The organism is Dysgonomonas sp. HGC4, from assembly GCF_001261715.1.
Taxonomy (GTDB): domain Bacteria; phylum Bacteroidota; class Bacteroidia; order Bacteroidales; family Dysgonomonadaceae; genus Dysgonomonas_A.
The window spans coordinates 89499-110292 of sequence record NZ_CVRU01000158.1 but is presented as its reverse complement, the minus strand read 5'-3'; the positions used below and the strand labels follow the sequence as shown (position 1 = coordinate 110292).

17 protein-coding genes are annotated in these 20794 nt (G+C 36.1%); 11 read left to right on the top strand and 6 right to left on the bottom strand.

What is annotated here, in order from left to right:
• Positions 1–147: 147 nt before the first annotated feature.
• Complete coding sequence (locus tag HGC4_RS15445; RefSeq protein ID WP_050711035.1) at positions 148–588, top strand: carboxymuconolactone decarboxylase family protein; 441 nt, start codon at positions 148–150, stop codon at positions 586–588.
• A gap of 65 nt (positions 589–653) precedes the next feature.
• Here HGC4_RS15445 and HGC4_RS15440 read toward each other — a convergent pair whose 3' ends face one another.
• Positions 654–1112, bottom strand: coding sequence for a type I restriction enzyme HsdR N-terminal domain-containing protein (locus HGC4_RS15440; RefSeq protein WP_050711034.1), 459 nt, complete (start codon positions 1110–1112; stop codon positions 654–656).
• Between the two features lie 94 nt (positions 1113–1206).
• Here HGC4_RS15440 and HGC4_RS15435 point away from each other — a divergent pair, with 94 nt between their 5' ends.
• From HGC4_RS15435 to HGC4_RS15425, 3 genes are all read left to right on the top strand, one after another.
• Positions 1207–1986 (top strand): AMP nucleosidase, encoded by a 780-nt coding sequence (locus tag HGC4_RS15435; protein WP_050711033.1) that lies wholly within the window; start codon positions 1207–1209, stop codon positions 1984–1986.
• A gap of 6 nt (positions 1987–1992) precedes the next feature.
• Positions 1993–2997 carry a DNA polymerase III subunit delta gene (gene holA, locus HGC4_RS15430; protein ID WP_050711032.1) on the top strand — a complete coding sequence of 335 codons (1005 nt, stop codon included), beginning with the start codon at positions 1993–1995 and terminating at the stop codon, positions 2995–2997.
• Positions 2998–3117: 120 nt separating this feature from the next.
• Positions 3118–4500: a fimbrillin family protein gene (locus tag HGC4_RS15425; protein ID WP_082204199.1), complete on the top strand. Its 1383-nt coding sequence runs from the start codon at positions 3118–3120 to the stop codon at positions 4498–4500.
• A 69-nt stretch (positions 4501–4569) separates the two neighbouring features.
• Here the strand turns inward: HGC4_RS15425 and HGC4_RS15420 are convergent, their stop codons facing one another.
• From HGC4_RS15420 to HGC4_RS15405, 4 genes are all read right to left on the bottom strand, one after another.
• On the bottom strand, positions 4570–7020 hold the full coding sequence (locus HGC4_RS15420) for an ABC transporter permease (RefSeq protein WP_050711030.1): 2451 nt from the start codon (positions 7018–7020) through the stop codon (positions 4570–4572).
• A gap of 249 nt (positions 7021–7269) precedes the next feature.
• Positions 7270–7671: an HIT family protein gene (locus tag HGC4_RS15415; RefSeq protein ID WP_050711029.1), complete on the bottom strand. Its 402-nt coding sequence runs from the start codon at positions 7669–7671 to the stop codon at positions 7270–7272.
• Positions 7672–7683: 12 nt separating this feature from the next.
• Entirely contained in the window at positions 7684–8154 is a 471-nt protein-coding gene (gene greA / locus HGC4_RS15410) for a transcription elongation factor GreA (protein ID WP_050711028.1), read from the bottom strand.
• Between the two features lie 146 nt (positions 8155–8300).
• Positions 8301–9458, bottom strand: a complete 1158-nt coding sequence (locus HGC4_RS15405; protein ID WP_050711027.1) for a DUF4369 domain-containing protein — start codon at positions 9456–9458, stop codon at positions 8301–8303.
• A 119-nt stretch (positions 9459–9577) separates the two neighbouring features.
• Between HGC4_RS15405 and HGC4_RS15400 the strand changes: the two genes are divergently transcribed.
• The 3 genes from HGC4_RS15400 to HGC4_RS15390 all read left to right on the top strand — a co-directional run bounded on the left by HGC4_RS15400 (position 9578) and on the right by HGC4_RS15390 (position 12721).
• Complete coding sequence (locus HGC4_RS15400) at positions 9578–10027, top strand: hypothetical protein (protein ID WP_157258339.1); 450 nt, start codon at positions 9578–9580, stop codon at positions 10025–10027.
• 147 nt (positions 10028–10174) lie between these two features.
• Complete coding sequence (locus HGC4_RS15395; protein WP_050711025.1) at positions 10175–12379, top strand: TonB-dependent receptor; 2205 nt, start codon at positions 10175–10177, stop codon at positions 12377–12379.
• A 27-nt stretch (positions 12380–12406) separates the two neighbouring features.
• Positions 12407–12721, top strand: coding sequence for a heavy-metal-associated domain-containing protein (locus HGC4_RS15390; RefSeq protein ID WP_050711024.1), 315 nt, complete (start codon positions 12407–12409; stop codon positions 12719–12721).
• 162 nt (positions 12722–12883) lie between these two features.
• On the opposite strand, the gene uvrB is transcribed toward HGC4_RS15390, so the two are convergent.
• On the bottom strand, positions 12884–14902 hold the full coding sequence (gene uvrB / locus HGC4_RS15385) for an excinuclease ABC subunit UvrB (RefSeq protein WP_050711023.1): 2019 nt from the start codon (positions 14900–14902) through the stop codon (positions 12884–12886).
• A gap of 685 nt (positions 14903–15587) precedes the next feature.
• Here uvrB and HGC4_RS15380 point away from each other — a divergent pair.
• The 4 genes from HGC4_RS15380 to HGC4_RS15365 are packed head-to-tail and all read left to right on the top strand — an operon-like array spanning position 15588 to position 20617.
• On the top strand, positions 15588–16274 hold the full coding sequence (locus HGC4_RS15380) for a hypothetical protein (RefSeq protein ID WP_050711022.1): 687 nt from the start codon (positions 15588–15590) through the stop codon (positions 16272–16274).
• Between the two features lie 29 nt (positions 16275–16303).
• Positions 16304–17005 (top strand): hypothetical protein, encoded by a 702-nt coding sequence (locus HGC4_RS15375; RefSeq protein ID WP_157258335.1) that lies wholly within the window; start codon positions 16304–16306, stop codon positions 17003–17005.
• Positions 17002–17511, top strand: coding sequence for a hypothetical protein (locus HGC4_RS15370; protein WP_050711020.1), 510 nt, complete (start codon positions 17002–17004; stop codon positions 17509–17511). Before HGC4_RS15375 ends, HGC4_RS15370 begins: the two co-directional genes overlap by 4 nt.
• Before the next feature lie 16 nt (positions 17512–17527).
• On the top strand, positions 17528–20617 hold the full coding sequence (locus HGC4_RS15365) for a hypothetical protein (RefSeq protein ID WP_050711019.1): 3090 nt from the start codon (positions 17528–17530) through the stop codon (positions 20615–20617).
• The last annotated feature ends 177 nt before the right edge of the window (positions 20618–20794 follow it).

Sequence of the window (20794 nt, the reverse complement as noted above, 5' to 3'; positions counted from 1 at the left end):
ATCTGAAAATAAGAAGAGGTTACCTTTAAGGTAGCCTCTTCTTTTGTTTTTTATTAAAAGCTTATACTATTAGATTTTCTTAAACCAGTTTAATTTTATTGAAACATAATTGATGTAGTTTTGTTTATCATTAATAAACAAAGAATTATGGAATCGAAAAGAATAAAAATACACGAAGTAGCTCCCGAAGCATACAAAGTAATGCTAAAATTAGAGGCATATTTGCATACAACAACTTTATCTCCTATCGAGAAAGAGTTGATTAAGATTCGTGCATCTCAACTCAATGGGTGTGCCTTTTGTCTCAATATGCATACAAGGGACGCTCGTAAGCTTGGCGAAACAGAACAACGTATCTACCTGTTAAACGTTTGGCATGAAACGGAGTTATATACAGAAACAGAAAGAATTATTCTGACTCTAACAGAGGAGATAACTTTAATAAGTGAAGGCGGAGTTTCTGAGGAAACATATCAACAAGCAGAAGCCTTGCTAGGCAAAGAAAAATTAGCTGAAGTAATTATGGCAATTGTAACTATTAATGGGTGGAATAGAATAGGGGTGAGTACACTACTTCCTCTAGATTAAGCCATTCAAAATTGGATATATACTATGAGGGTAGCCATAAACAATGGCTATCCTCATTTTTGTTATTAACCGTTCTTATTTAATGCTGAATACAACGGAATATCGGGGAGGTACTCATAACCGAGATTCTCATAATCTATACAGCAACAATAATGCTCCAATCCGTTTGATATGATAAGGTATTTCACTTTGAGAACAATGTTGTATCGGGCAATCTGATCAAATACCTCTTGGGTAATCTTTACATTAGGAGATTTATACTCTACAATCACTAAAGGATTCAAATGATTATCATAAACCACTGAGTCGCATCTTTTACGCTGATTGTTGAGAGATATCTGAGTCTCATTAGCAATGAGAGAAGATGGATATTGTTTTTCTGTTATCAAATAGTTAATAAAATGTTGCCTCACCCATTCTTCAGGTGTAAGAGCCACATACTTAGAACGAATTTGATCCCATATATATAATTTATCCGTTTTTTTTATTTTTGGATCATATTGAGGTAAATTTAGTTCTAACATTTTTGCTATCTTTGTTTAGTAATAACACCAGAAGAAGAAATGGTTTCCGAAGAGGAAATAAGGCTTCTTTGTATAAAACAAAAATAGGTTTATTATGAAGACTAAACAAGAAATTGTAGACAATTGGTTACCTCGGTACACTAAACGCCCGTTAGAACAGTTCACAAAACATATTTTATTGACTAATTTCTCGAAGTATGTTGAGATATTCGCCAATCACTTTAATGTTCCTATATTAGGATTAGATGGTAATATGCCTAATGCTTCGGCAAATGGAATTACGATTATTAATTTTGGTATGGGTAGTGCCAATGCTGCAACGGTGATGGATTTGTTAAGTGCAGTAGAACCCAAAGCAGTATTGTTTCTCGGCAAATGTGGAGGTTTGAAAAAGCACAATCAATTAGGAGATTATATTCTACCTATTGCAGCTATCAGAGGAGAAGGTACATCTAACGACTACTTTCCACCCGAAGTTCCTTCATTACCAGCATTTAATTTGCTTCGTTCGCTATCATCTAATATTCGCGATTTCAATAAAGATTATTGGACAGGAACAGTATATACTACCAATCGCCGTGTATGGGAGCATGATGATAAATTCAAAGAATATCTGCGTTCGATAAGAGCTATGGCTGTAGATATGGAAACTGCAACACTATTTACTTGCGGTTTTGCAAATGGAATACCCACAGGGGCTTTACTTTTGGTGTCTGACCAGCCCATGATTTCGGACGGAGTAAAAACTGAGAAAAGTGACAGTGTAGTTACTCAAAATTTTGTGAACGAGCATGTAATGATCGGAATCAAAGCTTTGACTACATTAATAAATAACGGTTCTACAGTAAAACATCTTCGTTTCGAAGATTTTTGATAAAAGATGTCATTCGAGCAAATAAAAAAAGATATAGTATCACGTAAGTTTCACCCCATCTACCTTTTGATGGGTGATGAATCTTATTACATTGATGATCTCACGAACTGTCTGTTGGATAAAGTAATCCCAGAGACGGAACGCGATTTTAATCAAACCATATTATACGGATCAGAAACCGATGTGGCAACAGTAATAACGTTGGCTCGTAGTTTTCCTATGATGTCCGATCATCAACTAATTGTAGTCAAAGAGGCACAGTCGCTAAAAAAGATCGAGGATTTGGAGATATATCTAAAAAATCCCTTGAGCAGTACCATATTGGTATTGAATTATAAAAATGGAACGATAGACAAACGTAAAAAACTCTATGCAAGTATAGAGAAATGTGGAGTTGTCTTTGAATCAAAAAAGATTCCCGATTATAAAATGCCTGCTTTTATAACCTCCTTTATAAGTACAAAAGGTTTGGGTATAGATCAGAAATCGGCTCAGATGTTGACCGATTATCTAGGAAACGACCTGAGTAAGGTTGTAAATGAGATCGAAAAGTTATTGTTATCAATACCTCCTTCCGAAAAACGTATTACTGCAGAGCTGATTGAGTATAATATTGGAATAAGTAAGGATTTCAATAATTATGAATTACTGAAAGCAGTTGTCGAAAAGAATACGTTTAAAGCGAATCAGATCGCAGACTATTTCGAGAAGAATCCAAAGAACAATCCTTTGATTGTTACGCTTGTAGTGTTATTTAATTTCTTTAGTAATCTGATGATTTGTTATTGGGCAAAAGACAAATCGGAGAATGGTATTGCTGCCGAATTAGGTTTTAGAAACAGTTATCAAGCGAAAGATTATGTATTGGCGCTTAAGAGCTACAATGCATTTAAGACTATGGAAATCATGTCACTTTTAAGAACTTATGATGCAAAATGCAAGGGTGTAGATAATCCCTCGACTCCAGATGGAGAACTTCTACGCGAATTATTGTTTAAAATAATGCATTAAGCCGAAAATAAGTTTATCCCTCACTTTTGAAGCACATTAGCTAGCAATTTATATTGAATAAAATTGTTGAATATTAAATATTGAGTTTTAAATAAACTTTGTGCTAATTGGTGTGCCTATATGAAAAACATTACGATTTATTATTCTTGTATTGCTGTGTTCCTACTTATTTTACTATCTGCGGCTTGCGAAAGTAGAAAACAAATGAGTTTACAACAATTGGCTTCTTTAGCTCATTTTAAAGCTGATTTTCCGGATGAAGAGGGTGACTCTATGCCCATAGGTGTGTATATGGAGAGTGAAAGTTCTTCAACATCGTGTATTAATCTGAAGTACGAAAATAAAGAAGGCTTGTATTTACTCGCTGATTCAAGTGAGATCTGCCACAAAGATCTGGAGAACCAAAATGTAAGTATATATGCCTATGCTCCATATCGGAAAGATATTAAGTCAAGCCTCACTAATCATCATATAATAGTTTCTTCGGATCAAAGAGACTCGGCTAATTATATTGCTAGTGACTTTTTATATGCAAATACCAATAGTAAGGGAACATCTTCAAATGAGATAAATCTTCCGTTTAAGACAAAGTTTTCAAAAATTGTAATTAATATAAAAACATTTGGACTTTTGAATTCCGAAAATATTGATTTTGAAATCACGAATGTCGCAACCTCTACAAATATAAATCTACGTACCGGAGTTTTATTCGGATCTGATGATATAAGTAATATAAAACCTATAAGAAAGAAAAAGGTGCCTGCTGGGTTTAATTATACCTTAGAAGCTATACTGATCCCCCAAACTATACTGGCTAATACACCTATTTTTAAATTAAGGATAGGAACGAAGGAGTATTCTTATCTAACAAAGTATGATGTTAATGTAGAGGTTAGCATGCAGTATACGTGCAATATAGTTGTTGATAATTCGGGCTTACATGTAGAAGCGGAAGAATATCCGAGAACTAAAAATTGCGGATCGGATAATGTAGGTGCAGTATCTGAAAGGGTCTATAAAGTGGGCGATTATTATCCCATTCCAGATGACCCTCTGTCGGCTATCGGTGTTGTATTTAGCATCATCGATAATAAAGGAGTGCATGGCAAAATGGTATCACTAGATGAGGCTATTGATCTGGAATGGGGACCTTTCTTCGAAACGGGAGCAAAAAGTAGAATAAGTGGCGCTAGTAATAAAGTCATTTTAAGTAAAAAAGTTAGCTCTTTATCTCAATATAAAGCTCTCAGTTGGTGTTTAAATAAGGGTAAAGGTTGGTATCTTCCGGCTATTAATGAGTTGTTTATGATATATAAGCAAAAAGAAATTTTGAATCATGTATTATCTACTATGCTCCGAAGTGACAATCTGGGGAGTGGGGTATATGTCTCATCAACTGAGTATGACGAGTCGAAAGCATTAGTTTTACATTTTGGAAATGGAGAACGTTTTCCGCAGGATAAGAGCTATAATTTTCATGCGAGAGCAATATGCGACTTCTGATAGGAGAAAGAAAAAAGAGTAGGCAGTAATGCTTACTCTTTTGTGCTTTCATTGTAGATTAGACTTTTTTTACTCATTTTTCAAAGCTCCGATTGGGTTTGAACTGGCGGCACGATAGCTTTGTACACTTACTGTCAAAACAGTTATCAGTAGTACAATCAATGCTCCTAGCAGAAACACCCACCAATATATCGGAGTCTTATACGCAAACTGCTCAAGCCATTTACTAACAATGTAATAGGCTATTGGCATGGCAATGACAAACGCTATAACAAATTGTGTTAACATACCTTTGTTTAGCAATAGCATGATCTGCTGAATAGTAGAACCTTGTACTTTGCGGATAGCTATTTCTTTGGCTCTGTATTTTGAATTGAAGGAGACCAGGCCATAAACACCCATAATAGCTATAAGGATTGCGGTTACAGAGAATATGGATAGTAGAGAGGCCAAATTACTTTCCTGCTTGTAAAGACCATCTACTAACTCATCCATAAAATAATATTCGAAAGGAGCTGTAGTAAATTTCTTCCACGTAGTTTCCAGATGTTTGATCGATTGATCTATACCCTTACCGTTTACCTTAAAGTATATGTTCGAATATTTAGAATTATCGTACAATACGATATTTAAAGAGGATATATCTTCGCGGAGAGGCATAAAATTAAAATCACTGACTACAACAGAACTTCCCTTGGTTACATGGTTTTCAACAATCTCACTTCCATATTGATTCATCATTTTTTGATTTACTACCTCTATTTTTTCTTTATCCTTATTATCGATATTTTTCTTTCCCTCTACTATGTCTACGCCAAAGAAGTCTAAGAAGTTTTTAGACCCTTCAATAACAGAATACATGACTTGTTTATCTTCTACCATTAGTCCATACCTCGGGACTCCCAAACCTAAACGAAAACTGCTGGCTGTACTATTTACAATTCCGTTTACTCCTGTAGTTGCTTTCATATAAGGATAAACATCATTTAATAAAGGCTCCAGATCTAAATTGCTATTGTTGACAACTAATATATTCTCAGTATTTAGACCTAAATTATATGACTTGAAATATTCGTGTTGCAATTTTATAAATAGTGTAACTAGTATTAGTATGCTTGCGGCTACAAATTGTATAGTAGTTAGTACATTCCTTAATCGTTTACCATCCTTTCCTACTCCTGCTCCTCCATAGCTGGCTACAGGGTTAAAGGAAGTCAAATAGAACGATGGATAAAGTGCTACTAGCGTACTTACTATCGTAAGAATAACACCTAGTGCAACAAGGATACCCACATTATCTTTGAGTAACAAACTGGCTGTGAAAAACTCTGCAATAATACTGCTGTTAATATAGTAAATCACCAGCAGTGCTATAGCAAAAGAAAAGAATGTAAATATCAAAGTTTCTAAGAGAATTGAAATACCAAGTGTAACACGTCTTGCTCCTAATATTTTCTGAATATTAATAGATCGTATCCGCATAGGAGCCATTGCTGTAATAAAATTCATAAAGTTGATATACGCTATCAATAATGTTATTATACCTATAGCCATGAGTGCCAGAATACTCGACCAACTTTTAGCTTTTTGTGGTACAGTTTCAGGGTTACTTATATGTATGTTAGATAAAGGAGTGAGGTTTAAGCCTTTTTTTATAACTTCGAGTTCACCTTGTCCTTCCGCATTTTTGATTTCTTCTCTTCGGGGAGGATTTAAGTAAATCAAATCAAGCAGCCTTTTATCGGTTAAAATATTTTTCAGATCGGCTAATTCTTGATTGTTATCTAATAAATAGAATGTTGCAAAGTTGCCATCCATTTGAATACTACCACCTTCGGAGGTAAATAACTCGAATCTGTTTGGCTCCAGACGAGTAAATATTCCATTGTCGAAGCTTGTATTTGTTGGAAAATCTTTGTAAACCGCAGATACAGGCATTACTACATCTTCGCGTGAACTGCTTACCCCTTCTTCTGTGATATGAGTTCTAGCCATTGAAATAGATATAAGTTCACCTATAGGACTCTTCTCCCCAAAAAGTCGTTTAGCTGTTTTCTCGCTGATAAGTACCTTGTTTATATCTGCCAATGCACTATAACCATCCCCCTCAATAATATCCAATCCAATAATATCTAAAAACTGCGGTTCTGCATTGGTTACAGATACTTTTGTATTAAATTGTTCCCCATCCTTTTTATATTTTACACTTAAGTCGGAAGCTTTGAGAACCCTCACCATATTAGAAGTATTAAACATTGGTTGATTGAGCCTAATAATTTCCGAGTACTTATAATACATATCAAAATTTGACCATCTTCCATAGTTAGTATCTTGATAAATTGAAAGTTGATATAGCCTGTTCCCATTTTTTAGACTATGGTTAAACGTCAAGTCATAATAGGTCTGTATCGCACAAATAGTAAATACTACAAGCGCGGCAGATAATCCCAGTATATTCAGTACTGATGCTGTCTTAAAGCGTTTTATAACATGCAGAAAATTGCGGAATATAGCTTTCATGATATTTTTGGATAAAAACGTTCATTGAAAAGTCTACTAAACCCGTGCCAAAGATATAGTCTATTGGTTAATAGTACTCTATGATGAGAATGTATGTATAGAGTGTAAAATAATTATACAGTTTCAGTTAAAGATATTTACAGATAAGGAAGGAGTGTCTATTCCGGATGAGTAGTATTGGACTGGTTCTAAAAGAAAAAAGAGTAGGCACTTGTGCTTACTCTCTAGTTATTTGTGGAAATTTCTGACCTAGATATTTTCTAATTCAGATGTAATGTCTTTAGTGATTTGTTGGAATTCGTCTTCAGATAACTTTAGTCTTGGATTAGACAGATTCATATCCTTTTCGGCATTGATCGGTATTAAATGTATGTGTGCATGGGGAACTTCCATTCCTATAACCATAAGTCCTATTCGTTTACAAGGCACAGCCTTTTGTATGGCTTTGGCAATTTTTTTGCTGTATACAATCATCTGAGATAATATCTGATCGTCCAAATCGAATAAATAATCTGTTTCATGTTTCGGTATAACCAATACATGTCCTTTAGCCATCGGTCTGATGTCTAAAAAAGCAAAGAAATTGTCGTTTTCGGCAATCTTATAACATGGTATCTCTCCTTTTATTATTTTACTGAAAATAGTCGACATTTTTCTTCTTTTTTAAATAGATATATCAATAATTTCAAAAGATACTATCCCATTAGGAACTTTTATTTCTGCAATCTCACCTACTTTTTTGCCCATTAAACCTTGAGCTATCGGTGTGTTTATAGCAATTTTATTTTCCTTAAGATTAGCTTCACTTTCTGCAACCAGCATATATGTCATTTGCTGATTGTTTTTTGTGTTTTTTATTGTAACCTTATTTAGAATCTGTACAGAGTCTATGCCAATAGAACTCTTGTCTATTAGTCTAGCGTTAGCCAATAGATTTTTAAGTTGTCCTATTTTAGCCTCAAGTAAACCTTGAGCTTCTTTTGCTGCATCGTATTCAGCATTTTCGGAAAGATCGCCTTTATCGCGAGCCTCTCCAATTTGTTTTGAGATTTTAGGTCTTTCCACTGTTTCCAATAAGTTGATGTCTTCTCTCAACTTGTCGTAACCTTCTGCGGTCATGTAAGTAACAGCCATAGCAAAATGTTAATTAAAGATTAGTACTTTTTATAAGAGATAAAAAGAAAAAGAATCCTTGTCGTATAGACCAGAACTCCTTTTCTTTTTATGCTTGATGCAAATATATACTTAAATTTCGGACAAAACAAAATCCTATCACATAATTATAATAATTTTTGGATTTCAGTTTCTATATTTTCTCCTGGTACTAAGCGTTTTACAATTTCACCATTACGATTAATTAATAGTAAGGCAGGTAATGCTTGTATGTTGAATCTGGCAACCAGATCGGAGTTTAAAGAGTTTTTTTCGTGTACAGCAACCCAAGGTATATTGAGTGCTGAATTTTTCCATACATGAACATCGGTATCGAACGAAACTTGATATATTTCGAGATTCGGTTTGAATTTATTGTATAATCTGTTTAATACAATATTATGTTCGGGTGACTTTTCAGATTGGTATACTGTGAAGTCTAGTAAAACCACTTTTCCTTTGAGTGAAGTTAAACTTACAAGAGTACCGTTTACATCAGGTAATTCTATGTTGTAATATTTAGCAGCGTCAATCTCGTTAGCATTATTTATGTCAAAAGGTTGCTTTTCGCTTTGTCTGCGTACTTTTATAGCATTCAAAGTATAGTCGTGAAGATGTTTAGCTCGTGGCGAATTAGGATAATACATATCCCATGCTGTTGCTACTGCTGCAAAAGGCTTATAATCTGACTTATCGTAAGGATCGAAAAATAAATAACCTCTTACCTTTTGGAACAAAGCAAAGTAAGATGCAGGATTTTTAGTGTCTGCAAATATAATCTTCAAGGCAGTATCTTTATATTCAGAAGCTATAATCTGTATTTGATCGAAGTATTCTTGTTCCTGAATTTCTTTATTAGCAAATCTTTTTTGAAGATCGTCCAGTGCCTGAGTCGCTTTGTATTGAGCTAAGGTGATAGCTTTTAATTGTAAATTATATTCAGAACCTTCTACGGTATATTCAGTTCCGAAGGTTCCCGCCGAAGCATTTACTTTAATAGTTTCAGTTGAATCGATAACCAAATTAATAACTTGTCCGTTGAGACGTAGTACATAAAACTCGGGGTAGGGAGTAGATGTCCCTTTAAATTTGAATTCACCTTTAGTGCCAAGTTTCACAGAATCGAGTAGAGTTATCTGGCTCAATTCACGCTTTTCTAAATAAAGCATTGTTGTATCTGCTGTGTCAGATATCTTTCCCTCAATAACAAATTTGGGTCCTTTATCAGAACACGATACAAGGGCACACAAAATAAAAATGGCAAATAAATTCTGGAAGACCTTCATAATATATGGCTATCTAAGTGTAAATATTTTTTGCAAATATATGAATAAAAAATACTAAACAATTACTATTCTTTTGTTATAATAGGAGCGAATCCATATATTTGCAATGGAATATGGAGATGAAATATCGTAACATATTAGTTTTGTTTCTGGCTGCAATTGTATTTTTTGTTGGAGCTGGAGTAACTGTTGTAGATCTTTGCTGTTCGAGATGTATCGAGCAGGTTATGTCTCTTAATGTTCATAAAGGCGATTGTATGAAAACAGAAATGAAGGCAGAAGTTCCTTCATGCTGTTCGCAAAACAGTCATTCAGAAGATGGCTCATTGTGCGTAAGCGAGCATACCGACAAATGCTGCGAAGCTAAACGTGTCTCTATTGACATCAATTATACAGTAAAGCAAGCCAATCTTCTACATTCAATGGTTTGGACATTGGTTCCTTCTTTTATCAGCAACTTTCTTTTAATAGCTGATAATAACGAGCCTTTGCTGATTGCAGAAGCACGAGATCCTATACCTATCCCTCCCCGAAACTATCTGAGTCTGATCAGAGTTCTCATTATTTGATTTTATTGTTTGTAAAGCAAAATTTTGTTGTACAGATAACTTAGTTATCTCGTACTGCCGCTATTTTGTATCATAACCAATTATGGTTGTTTTACTTATCAAAACAATAAAAAGGATCTGAGATCCTATCAAATAAATGAAAATTTAATGGGAAAATTTAAACTTATAATATTATTATTCTTTATACCTATTTTTACTTTTGCAGCTCAAAAGCTCAAAGGATATGTATATGCAACAGATAATAGCCCGATTATAGGGGCTCAGGTGCATTGGGAGAATGCTAAGAAAGGTGTTGTTACGGACGAGAATGGCTATTTCGAAATAGATGGTACACCTCATAAAGATCATATGTTGCATATCGCTTATATTGGGTATGCCGAAAATGTGACTCATATAAATAGCTTCACAGATCTTCAAAATATAATTCTAAAAGAAAATACAGAATTGGGTGAGGTAGTAGTAACCAAATCTGTATCGGGGCGTATAAGCTCACGTACTGATTTACTCAAGACCGAGAAGTTGACAGTAAAGGAATTGACTCGTGCAGCGTGTTGTAATCTGGGAGAGAGTTTCGAAACTAATCCATCTGTGGATGTCGTTTTTAGTGATGCGGTAACAGGAGCCAAGCAAATTCAATTACTCGGTATATCAGGTCAGTATGTTCAGATAATGACAGAGAATTTCCCTAACTTTAGAGGAGCAGCTAAAGTATATGGTCTCGATTATATACCCGGTCCTTGGATGGAAGGAGTACAAATATCAAAAGGAGCAGCCTCTGTTAAGAATGGATTTGAATCTATATCGGGGCAGGTAAACGTAGATTATAAGAAACCTACAACAGCTGATCCTTTGAGTCTTAATTTATTCTTGGGAGATGTGGGGCGTGTTGAGGGTAATGCAGATGCAGCCATCACAGTAAACGAGAATCTGTCTACGGGAATTTTTCTTCACTATTCGAATGAGAAAACAAGTCATGATGTCAATAATGATGGTTTCCTTGATATGCCAAAGAAGCATCAATTCAATATGATGAATAGATGGCATTATCAAAAGGATAGACTGATTTCTCAAACAGGAATTAAGTTTCTGAATGATGAGCGTTTTAGTGGACAGGATGACCATACAATGAATAGCGAAAGTATGCATGATCCGTATAAGATTTCTATTTTTACCAACCGAGCTGAGTTCTTTACGAAAAACGGTTATGTCTTAAATCCAGATAAAAACGAAAGTATAGCACTAATCGTTTCAGGATCTTATCACGATCAAAAATCGCGTTATGCCAAAAGTATTTACAATCTTTATGAGAGCAATGCTTATGCATCGTTGATGTATGAGAAAGATTTTTCACCTATGCATAAAATCAGTACAGGTTTGAGTTACAATTGGGATAATTTTGGACAATCTTATGATATTCCTCAGTTAGTTTCGGGTAAGCAGCCTGATAGGGAAGCAGTCTCGGGAGCTTACGGTCAATACACATTTAATTACGATAAGTTTACGGTATTAGCCGGATTAAGGGCTGATTATAGCTCGCTTCATGATTGGTTTGTTACACCTCGTCTACATGTGAAGTATGACCTGAACTCTTCTCTTTATTTCAGAGTCTCAGCAGGAAAAGGATATCGCTCGGTATTTGCTTTAGCTGAAAATAGTTACCTGCTGGCTAGTAGCAGAACATTGAATATTGCGGATAACTTGAAACAAGAAAGTGCATGGAATTATGGTGTAAGTGGAACGTATCATATCCCGATTAAAGGCGAAGAACTTACTCTTTCGGCTGAATGGTTCTATACCGATTTTTCGCGACAAGTGGTAATGGATATGGATTCTGATCCACGTGCTGTTAGTTTCTATAATCTTGATGGGAAATCGCATGCACATGTAATTCAGCTTGAAGCTACATATCCCGTGTTCAGAGGATTTAATGTATTGGCTTCGTACCGATGGATGAATACTAAAGTGAATTATGGAGGGATAGAAATGCAAAAGCCTTTAGTGAGTGATTATAAAGCTTTGCTAACCGCTTCTTACGAAACTCCATTGAGAAAATGGCAATTTGATCTAACATCGCAATTCAATGGGGGAGGTAGAATGCCTTTGCCTGATGCTGAGACTCCACTTTGGGACAAGAGATTCAAATCTTTTGTGATAATGAATGCTCAGGTTACAAAATTTTTCCGAACTTGGAGTGTGTACCTAGGTGGTGAGAATCTTACAGATTTTATTCAGGACAATCCGATAATTTCGGCAGACAACCCATTCAGTCCCGATTTTGATGCTACTATGGCATGGGGGCCAACACAAGGACGCCGCTTTTATCTTGGATTTAGATATACTATTGGTAAATAATTGTTTAACATAAATATCCTTAGAAATATGAAATCAAAAATTGTTTTAATCGTTATGTTGTGTCTGGTATCTCTGAGCTTTAGTACTTATGCTCAGGATAAGAAAGAGAAGAAGAATGAGAAGAAAGAGATCACATTTGATGTGTCTATGACGTGCGATAACTGCAAGAAAAAGATTGAAAAAAATATTGCTTTCGAAAAAGGTGTCAGCGATATGAAAGTAGATCTTCCTGGAAAAACGGTGATGGTTGTTTATCAGGCAAACAAAACCGATCAGGAGAAGCTTCAAAAAGCGATCGAAAAATTAGGCTATGAAGTGAAAGTGCATGAAGATGCTGAATAAGTAATTTTGACGTATAAATACGCAAAGAAATATAAAGTGACTATACTAATAAAAGGTATAGTCACTTTTTGGTTTTAGAGATTACCATTAAATGATAATAGCACAAAAAAGAGGCTGCATCCTTTTGGATAGCCTCTTTAAAATGTCTTCTGGAAATATGCTTTATTTCTTGCTGTGAGATTTTAGTAAATCTTCTAACTGAATAATTTCATCTCTATATTGAGCAGCTTCGAGGAAATCAAGCTTTTTAGCAGCTTCTGTCATGTGCTTTTTTGTTTTAGCAATAGCAGCCTTCAAATCGGTTTCTGATATATAGCCGGCTTTTGTTTCTGCTGCGATATTCATATGAGTTGGTTCAATATATGGTTTAGGCTCGTTGTCTGTTCCTTTGCCTCCCAATGCTGATCCTCTTGCTTTCTTGATTTGCTGTGGAGTGATTCCATGCTTTTCATTGTAAGCCAACTGAATCTCTCGACGACGATTTGTTTCGTCTATCGTTAGCTGCATGCTATTCGTAATCTTGTCAGCATAAAAAATAACTTTTCCATTCACATTACGGGCAGCACGTCCCACTGTCTGAGTTAAAGATCTATGAGATCGAAGAAAGCCTTCCTTATCTGCATCCAGAATGGCTACCAGCGATACTTCGGGTAGATCGAGCCCTTCACGAAGCAAGTTGACACCTATCAGCACATCGAATACTCCGCTGCGGAGATCGTCCATAATCTGAACACGATCTAAGGTGTCTACATCCGAGTGGATATAGTTACATTTTACACCGTTGTTAGCCAGATAAGTAGTAAGCTCTTCGGCCATGCGTTTAGTAAGTGTTGTTACCAACGTACGTTCGTCCTTATCTACCCGTATCTGTATTTCCTCCATTAAATCATCAATCTGATTGAGACTTGGACGAATATCAATTGGCGGATCTAATAATCCCGTAGGTCGTATCAACTGTTCAACAACTACGCCTTCCGATTGAATCAATTCGTAGTCGGCAGGAGTTGCACTTACATATATAATCTGTTTTACAAGCGATTCAAATTCTTCAAATTTCAAAGGTCTGTTGTCAATAGCAGCAGGTAAACGAAAACCATATTCGACTAGATTTTCTTTTCGCGAATGGTCGCCTCCATACATGGCACGTATCTGAGGTAGTGTAACGTGACTTTCGTCTATTACTACCAGATAATCGTCGGGGAAGAAGTCTAAAAGGCAGAAAGGACGTGTACCGGGAGGACGATTGTCAAAATAGCGCGAATAGTTTTCTATTCCGGAGCAGTGTCCTATTTCGCGAATCATTTCTAAATCGTAGGTTACCCTTTCGTAAAGACGTTTAGCCTCCAAAGGTTTACCTATCGATTGAAAGAAATCAACTTGTTTACCAAGGTCTATTGATATTTCATCTATTGCCCTGTGTATTCTTTCCTTTGTTGTAACGAACAAGTTAGCAGGATAGATACGGTATTCTTCAAATCGTTCTATTCTGGCTCCTGTCAAAGGGTCTATGCTTTCAATGCTTTCTATCTCATCGTCCCAAAACATAACACGAATAATTATTTCGGCATATGCCAGAAATATATCAACAGTGTCACCTTTTACCCTAAAATTACCATGCGAAAACTCTACTTCATTTCTTGAGTATAAACAAGCAACTAAATCTCGTAGAAATTTATCTCTAACTAGCTTCTTGCCTTTCTCGATAAGTATAGTGTTATTCGCAAAATCCTCAGGATTTCCCATACCATACAAGCAAGATACAGACGATATAACGATTACATCCTTTCGTCCCGATAGTAGGGCAGATGTGGTGGCCAATCGTAATTTCTCTATTTCGTCATTAATAGAGAGGTCTTTTTCTATGTATGTATTGGTTGAAGGAATGTATGCTTCGGGTTGATAGTAATCGTAGTACGATACAAAATATTCCACAGAATTCTCAGGAAAAAAACCTTTGAACTCGCTATATAGCTGAGCTGCCAGAGTTTTATTGTGGCTAAGTATTAATGTCGGTTTTTGAACCTCTTGTATAACATTAGCTATTGTAAAAGTTTTTCCTGATCCTGTAACTCCTAAGAGTGTTTGATGAGGAATCTCACCATTGATACCTTCCACTAACGCTTTTATGGCTGTGGGCTGGTCTCCGGTGGGTTTATATGCTGAGGTAATCTTGAAATCCATAATAGATATAAATGATATCTTACAAAGATAGTTATAAATAAAAACGAAAGAGTGAAATGTATTAAAAGACGTACTAGGTATTGAGAAAAAAAACTGTTTACCTCTATTTTTTTTTAACACATTCTGTTGCTTTAATAATTCATAATTGTGAGAGTATTTTGCGTAAATGGATGCGGAATATGAGGAAAAAAGGCTTTTTGTAAAGATTTTTATAGAAAGAGCACAATAATTCATAATTCGGTTTAGGCTTTTTTTGTCATTTAATAAATTTATACTAGTTTTGTGTTACTAGAGTCTGGGGGACTTTAGAGTACTTGAATGACAACAACTTATTTACTATATAACAATTGTGTAGACTTTGATTTAACAATTAAGGTCTATTCTTGCATATTAATAAGTCTAAAGACAACAACATAAGTATCTGTAATTGAAAGATTGGGGATGGATTTCAGATAAAGAAACTATGAGGACGAGATTTTTTTTCGACTTTTTAGTGGGACTCTCTTCTCTAGGCAATAAAAGTATGTCGATGATAAATATATGTAATATAAATGGTTAAAATGAAGCCTGCGGCAATGTCTTGGATGTATTTATATACGTTAAGAAATAAAAGTCCCCAATATTAGGATATAACACTAGCAACAAACCTAGAGAAAAGTTTGTTTAATTATAAATGAAAATTAGGATGAAAGTTAAATTGTTTTTTTCGATTGTACTCTCTCTATTCTCGATGGCGATATACAGCCAAGTAGGGATAGGTAAGACTACTTCATCTGCCACGTTAGATGTAACAGCAATTGCTACCGATGGCTCAACAGTGGAAGGTTTTATCGCACCCCGATTGACAGGGAATCAACTAACAGCCAAAAATGCACAGTATGGGGTAGCTCAAAATGCAACTCTCGTATACGTTACAGAGGTAGCGAGTGCTACTACGGGCAAGACTAAGAATGTGAAAACCATTGGGTATTATTTTTATGATGCTACGGCCGAAAGTGGGGTAGGTTTATGGGTGCCATTTGCTGACCCGAGTAAAGAACAGTTTTACATTCAGACGACTCTTTTACCTACTGATATGTATACATTGCCCGATAATGTGAATTATACAGCCCCGTCAACCAATAGGTTCACTGTTAATTTGTATAATCTTTATAAAGAGCAATTGGGTAGTCCTAAAGCTTCAAGTAATCCCATATCTTCTTTGCGAACAGGAACAGCAGCAAGTGACTACTATTACTTTGTACTCTATTACGACACTACTGTGTATTATTCGGTTTCAGTAAGTGCAGCTGGTATATTGACATACTATCTTCTAACTGGATATACCCCAACGGAAAAAACATTTATGAATATAGTATTCAGAGAAAAATAAAAACAACAACAATAAAAACTCAGCTAACAATGAAAAGGTTAAGACTATATTTATCGCTAATCTCACTTTTTTGTGTGAACAGTTTTATGTTTGCGCAGGTGGGAATAAATACGGATAATCCTGTAGCTACTCTCGATGTGGTAGCAGGAAGCACAGGTGCTACTACTGCCGAAGGATTTATCGCACCCCGATTGACAGGAGACCAGCTGGCGGATAAAAACGCACTATACGTAGCGGCACAAAATGGAGCTATCGTATATGTTACAGATGCGGCTACAGCGCCTGCCGGTAAAACTTTGAATATAACAGCATCCGGGTACTACTATTACGATGCTGCAGCAAATAATGGAGCAGGAGCAAATTCGGGTTTGTGGATTCCTCTTTCGGGAGTTAAAAAACCGCAATTTTATATGCCCTCGGTAGTCCTACCTATTAAAGGCGATGCTTTGCCCAATACTACATACTACACATACTCTAATGGAGTTTTTACAGTTAATCTGTTCAACCTTTATAAAAATCAGTATGGTACTCCTGTGGCTAAGAGTATTTCTTCGGCTGCTTTATCAGTGGCAGCGGCAGCTTCTGCACTCGATTACTTTATTCTTTACTATGATCCCTCAGTATATACTTCTGTCTCTGTATCTACGGCAGGAGTGTTAAGTTATAGCATTGTTGCAGATTATAGTGTATCAGAGAAAACATTTATGAATATAATGTTGAAAGAAAAATGAAAAAACTATTGATATTTATTATAGTTTGTCTAGCAACTTCGACTGTGTATTCGCAGGATGTTTATAGTTTAGACAAAGTAGTATTGAACATTCGCGATTATGATTCTAAGGCTTTGGTTTTAGAGAAGAGTCTAAATGATTCTGCACAGATTGTTTCTTATGAATGGAATTTTCCTCTAATACCCGTTTTTAAATCAGTGATGTTAGAAGGTGATAGAATTACGTCGGTAGAACTTTTAGATAATGGCAATAGATATAATCTAGATGCTGAATCTAATGTATTGACTTTAATAGAAGCTTTACCCGAAAAGGAGGAAATCGTAGGATTTTCCCTAGACGAAAAGAAGGCTACCGAGACAATCAGTGGATCTCATATTCCCGAATATACTATCCGACAATCGGGTAATCAATTGACAATAACTTTCGACCAGATTATTTACGGCTCTTCTAACTATCCTGGACAAACACTGGTAGGAAAGTGCGAAATGATTTATGTAAAACCTTAAAAGCAGAAAATCAGCAATGAAAAAGTTACTTTATCTATTTTTGAGTTTTACACTCTTCATTCCCAGCATATATGCTCAGGATTGTAACGATGTTACAGCCTCTGCTGTTGTGACTCCTTCTACTTGTCAGAGTAACGGAACTATCACGATTAACTTCGCCGGTGCGTCGGCAGATAAACTGGTAAATAAACAATACTCACTGAGATCAACAACAGGAAGCCTTTCTATAGGACCTGTTAGCACTAATGTATTTACGAACCTGCCTCCGGGAAACTATAATCTCGAAGCTGCAGGTTTCTGTAATAGTATAACCGGCGAAAGCATTGTGCGTACTATTAATAATGTTGTAGTTACAGGTTCTTATCAAGAACCACGGTTGTCGTTTGTTGCTCAAGGTACTAGTGCTAATACAGCATCTGTGATGACTTCACGTAAATCATATATAGGTTGTAGTACCGGACTGATAGTAGTAAATCTTGAAAACGGTAATCAGACTGATATGCCTACTTTTACGATCACATCAGCTCCCACAGGAGTAACAGTACCACAAACAGTAGGTGCTACCAAGGCAACCAGTGGTTCAGCTGCTGCCGGCTGGCGTTACTTACTAGATGGTACCTGGCCTGCCGGTACATATACGGTGGCTGTTAACGATGGTTGTTACACTGCTGCTACATCATTTATAATAGAAGAACTTACGGCTGTTCCTTCCGGATCAAATAGTTCTAATCTCTTTAATGTATATGGAGATGGAACGGACTGCTCAAAAATTTATGCCCAGCCATATTATTATTATACACCTGTGGCTTCTTATCCAGACTGGTATCGGTACATGTATGATGGACTTTTAGAGTACGGGGTAGCACCAGTGGGAGAAATGCCAAAAGAGGAAAATTGGTTTCGAGTAAGATACTTTTCTGGCTCTAGTGCTACATATCGAGATTTAGTTGATCTTAGTCCAAAGAAAGTATCCGATTTTTACACTACAAACTCTTTAACTGTATATACAAGGATAAAAAGTTGCCCCTCTGCTATAGTATCGTATGTTACAAACAATCAGAATAATACAAGTGTAACTTCGACTACGAATATATGTTCAGGAGTTAGAAACTATTTTTTTAATTATTCGAAAAGTAGCTATCCTTACTACCATGTATGGTGTTATCCATTAACTATTACTATAACTGACAGGGTGACTGGAGATGTAAAATATTCTAATGCTAATTATTTATTTACAGATCCAAATTTCTCATGGGATTGTAACCCAGGAGACGACCAGTACTTGAATATAACCGATGCTTCCGGATATAAAATACAAACTAATTATCCGATGACCGGTGCTACTCCAACGTCTGCGTTGCCAACAATCTCGCTTAATTCTATAGCTACTTGGCCTGAATACAATAGCTGCGACAGTTACAAAAGAGTTTATTCTCTAGGTGGTACTCCATGTGATGGGCAATCGCTCTCACCCCACTATCTGACGGTAACTGATGGCTCTGGAAATGTAATTAAATCGGATACGGTGACAACTGGAACAAGTGGAACAATTGATAATTTCCAGTACGGAGTAACATATACAGTTACTGTTGTTTTCCCTAATTGGGATAATCGTACAGTTTCTACTACTACATTTCAGAATAGAGCAGATGTTCTTCCTATCGCTTTCACAATGACAAAATACGCGACTTCTACATGTTTCGATAATAGAGGGCAATTATCTATCTCTACCGGAGCTCGTGCTAGAAGTTTTAAAGCTGGTACAACAATAACAATTACAGGTCCGGCTGGGTATGCAGGGTATTCTTATACTTATCCATATAATGTTGATGGTGCTTACCACTATACTCCTGAAGCCTATATGCCTGCAGGTGAGTATACTGCTACAATTGTATCTTGTGGTGAAACTTTTACGGTACGAAATAATATTGCAGGAGGGTATACTGGAGATAAACTGACTTATACCACCGTGCGGGATTGTATGGGTATGAATCTCTTTCCTACAGGTGTCATTTCTAATAATGGAAACCCTTTGAGTACCGTTTATTTCCGCATGACTCAGGTGCCGTCCGGAAGTGCAGCCAACACCAAAGTGATATCCAGTGCAAGCAATGACTCTTTCTTGCTTACTACAGCAGGTACCTATATTCTGGGGATGATGACATCAAACAGTATTTCAGGGTGTACCATAAAGTTAGATACTATAGTCTATAATCCGGTGCCGTTGGCTTTAGACAGAGACAGAACAAGTGCATACTCTTGTCCTTCGGGTGATACCGGGTATCTAACCCTAAAGGCTACCAACGGAGTATTACCGTATACTTATACGGTTTATGATGAGACAAATACAATACGACTGACAGAACCTATGACTTCTGACCATGAAATTGATCTCGGTAATTTTGGTATAGCCAACGAGACGTATACAGTGCGTATTTCAGATGGATGTGGAAATGCTTTTAATCAGCAAGTTACACTTGTTTCATTAGACAGAACAGCCTTAGCTTACGGGCAAACTCCGGTATGTTATGGTAGCCCTATTAGTCTCAATGGATTTACAGTTACTAATGCAACATATAAGTGGACAGGTCCGAATGGATTTACCTCAACGGAAAAAAATCCTGTAATACCTAATGCGTCACCCCAAGAAGAGGGATTGTATATAGTAGAAATTACCAGTACAACATGTGGTGTAACAGTTAAAGATACTATTGATATCTCGGTATATGATCCTGTGAGTATTGCCGATTTGCATGGAAAAACTCAAGAAGCAACATTCTGTGTATATCAGGCAATTATGCTAGGAGAGGCTGCTACCGGAGGAAGTGAAAACTTTACATACCAATGGGCATATAATAGTAGTAATTTAGGTACAGGAGTTTGGTACGATATCGCTGGAGAGACAAATCCGATATTTAAATCCACTTCCACAACTTATGTATTTACAAGTACACAAGCGAATCCTTCGCGCAGATATATGCGTCTTACGATAACAGATGCTACTTGTGGTCCTTATGTTTTGTATTATCACACCAATGCCAGAGGATGTATGTTTCTAGCAAATCCAGATCTGAGAAGTCCGGGGACAGAAACAACAGAGAACTAAAAGGTAGATAATCTAAAAATGGTTAGTGAAATAGCCATAGAACAAAATATAAAACGGTTTCAATTCAATCAATTGAAACCGTTTTATATTTTGTGTCTGTATGAATCAAGATCTGTATTTTAATCGGCATAAAGGTATGGAGCGTTGGTTTGATATGACTTTAAAGGCAACCATTTG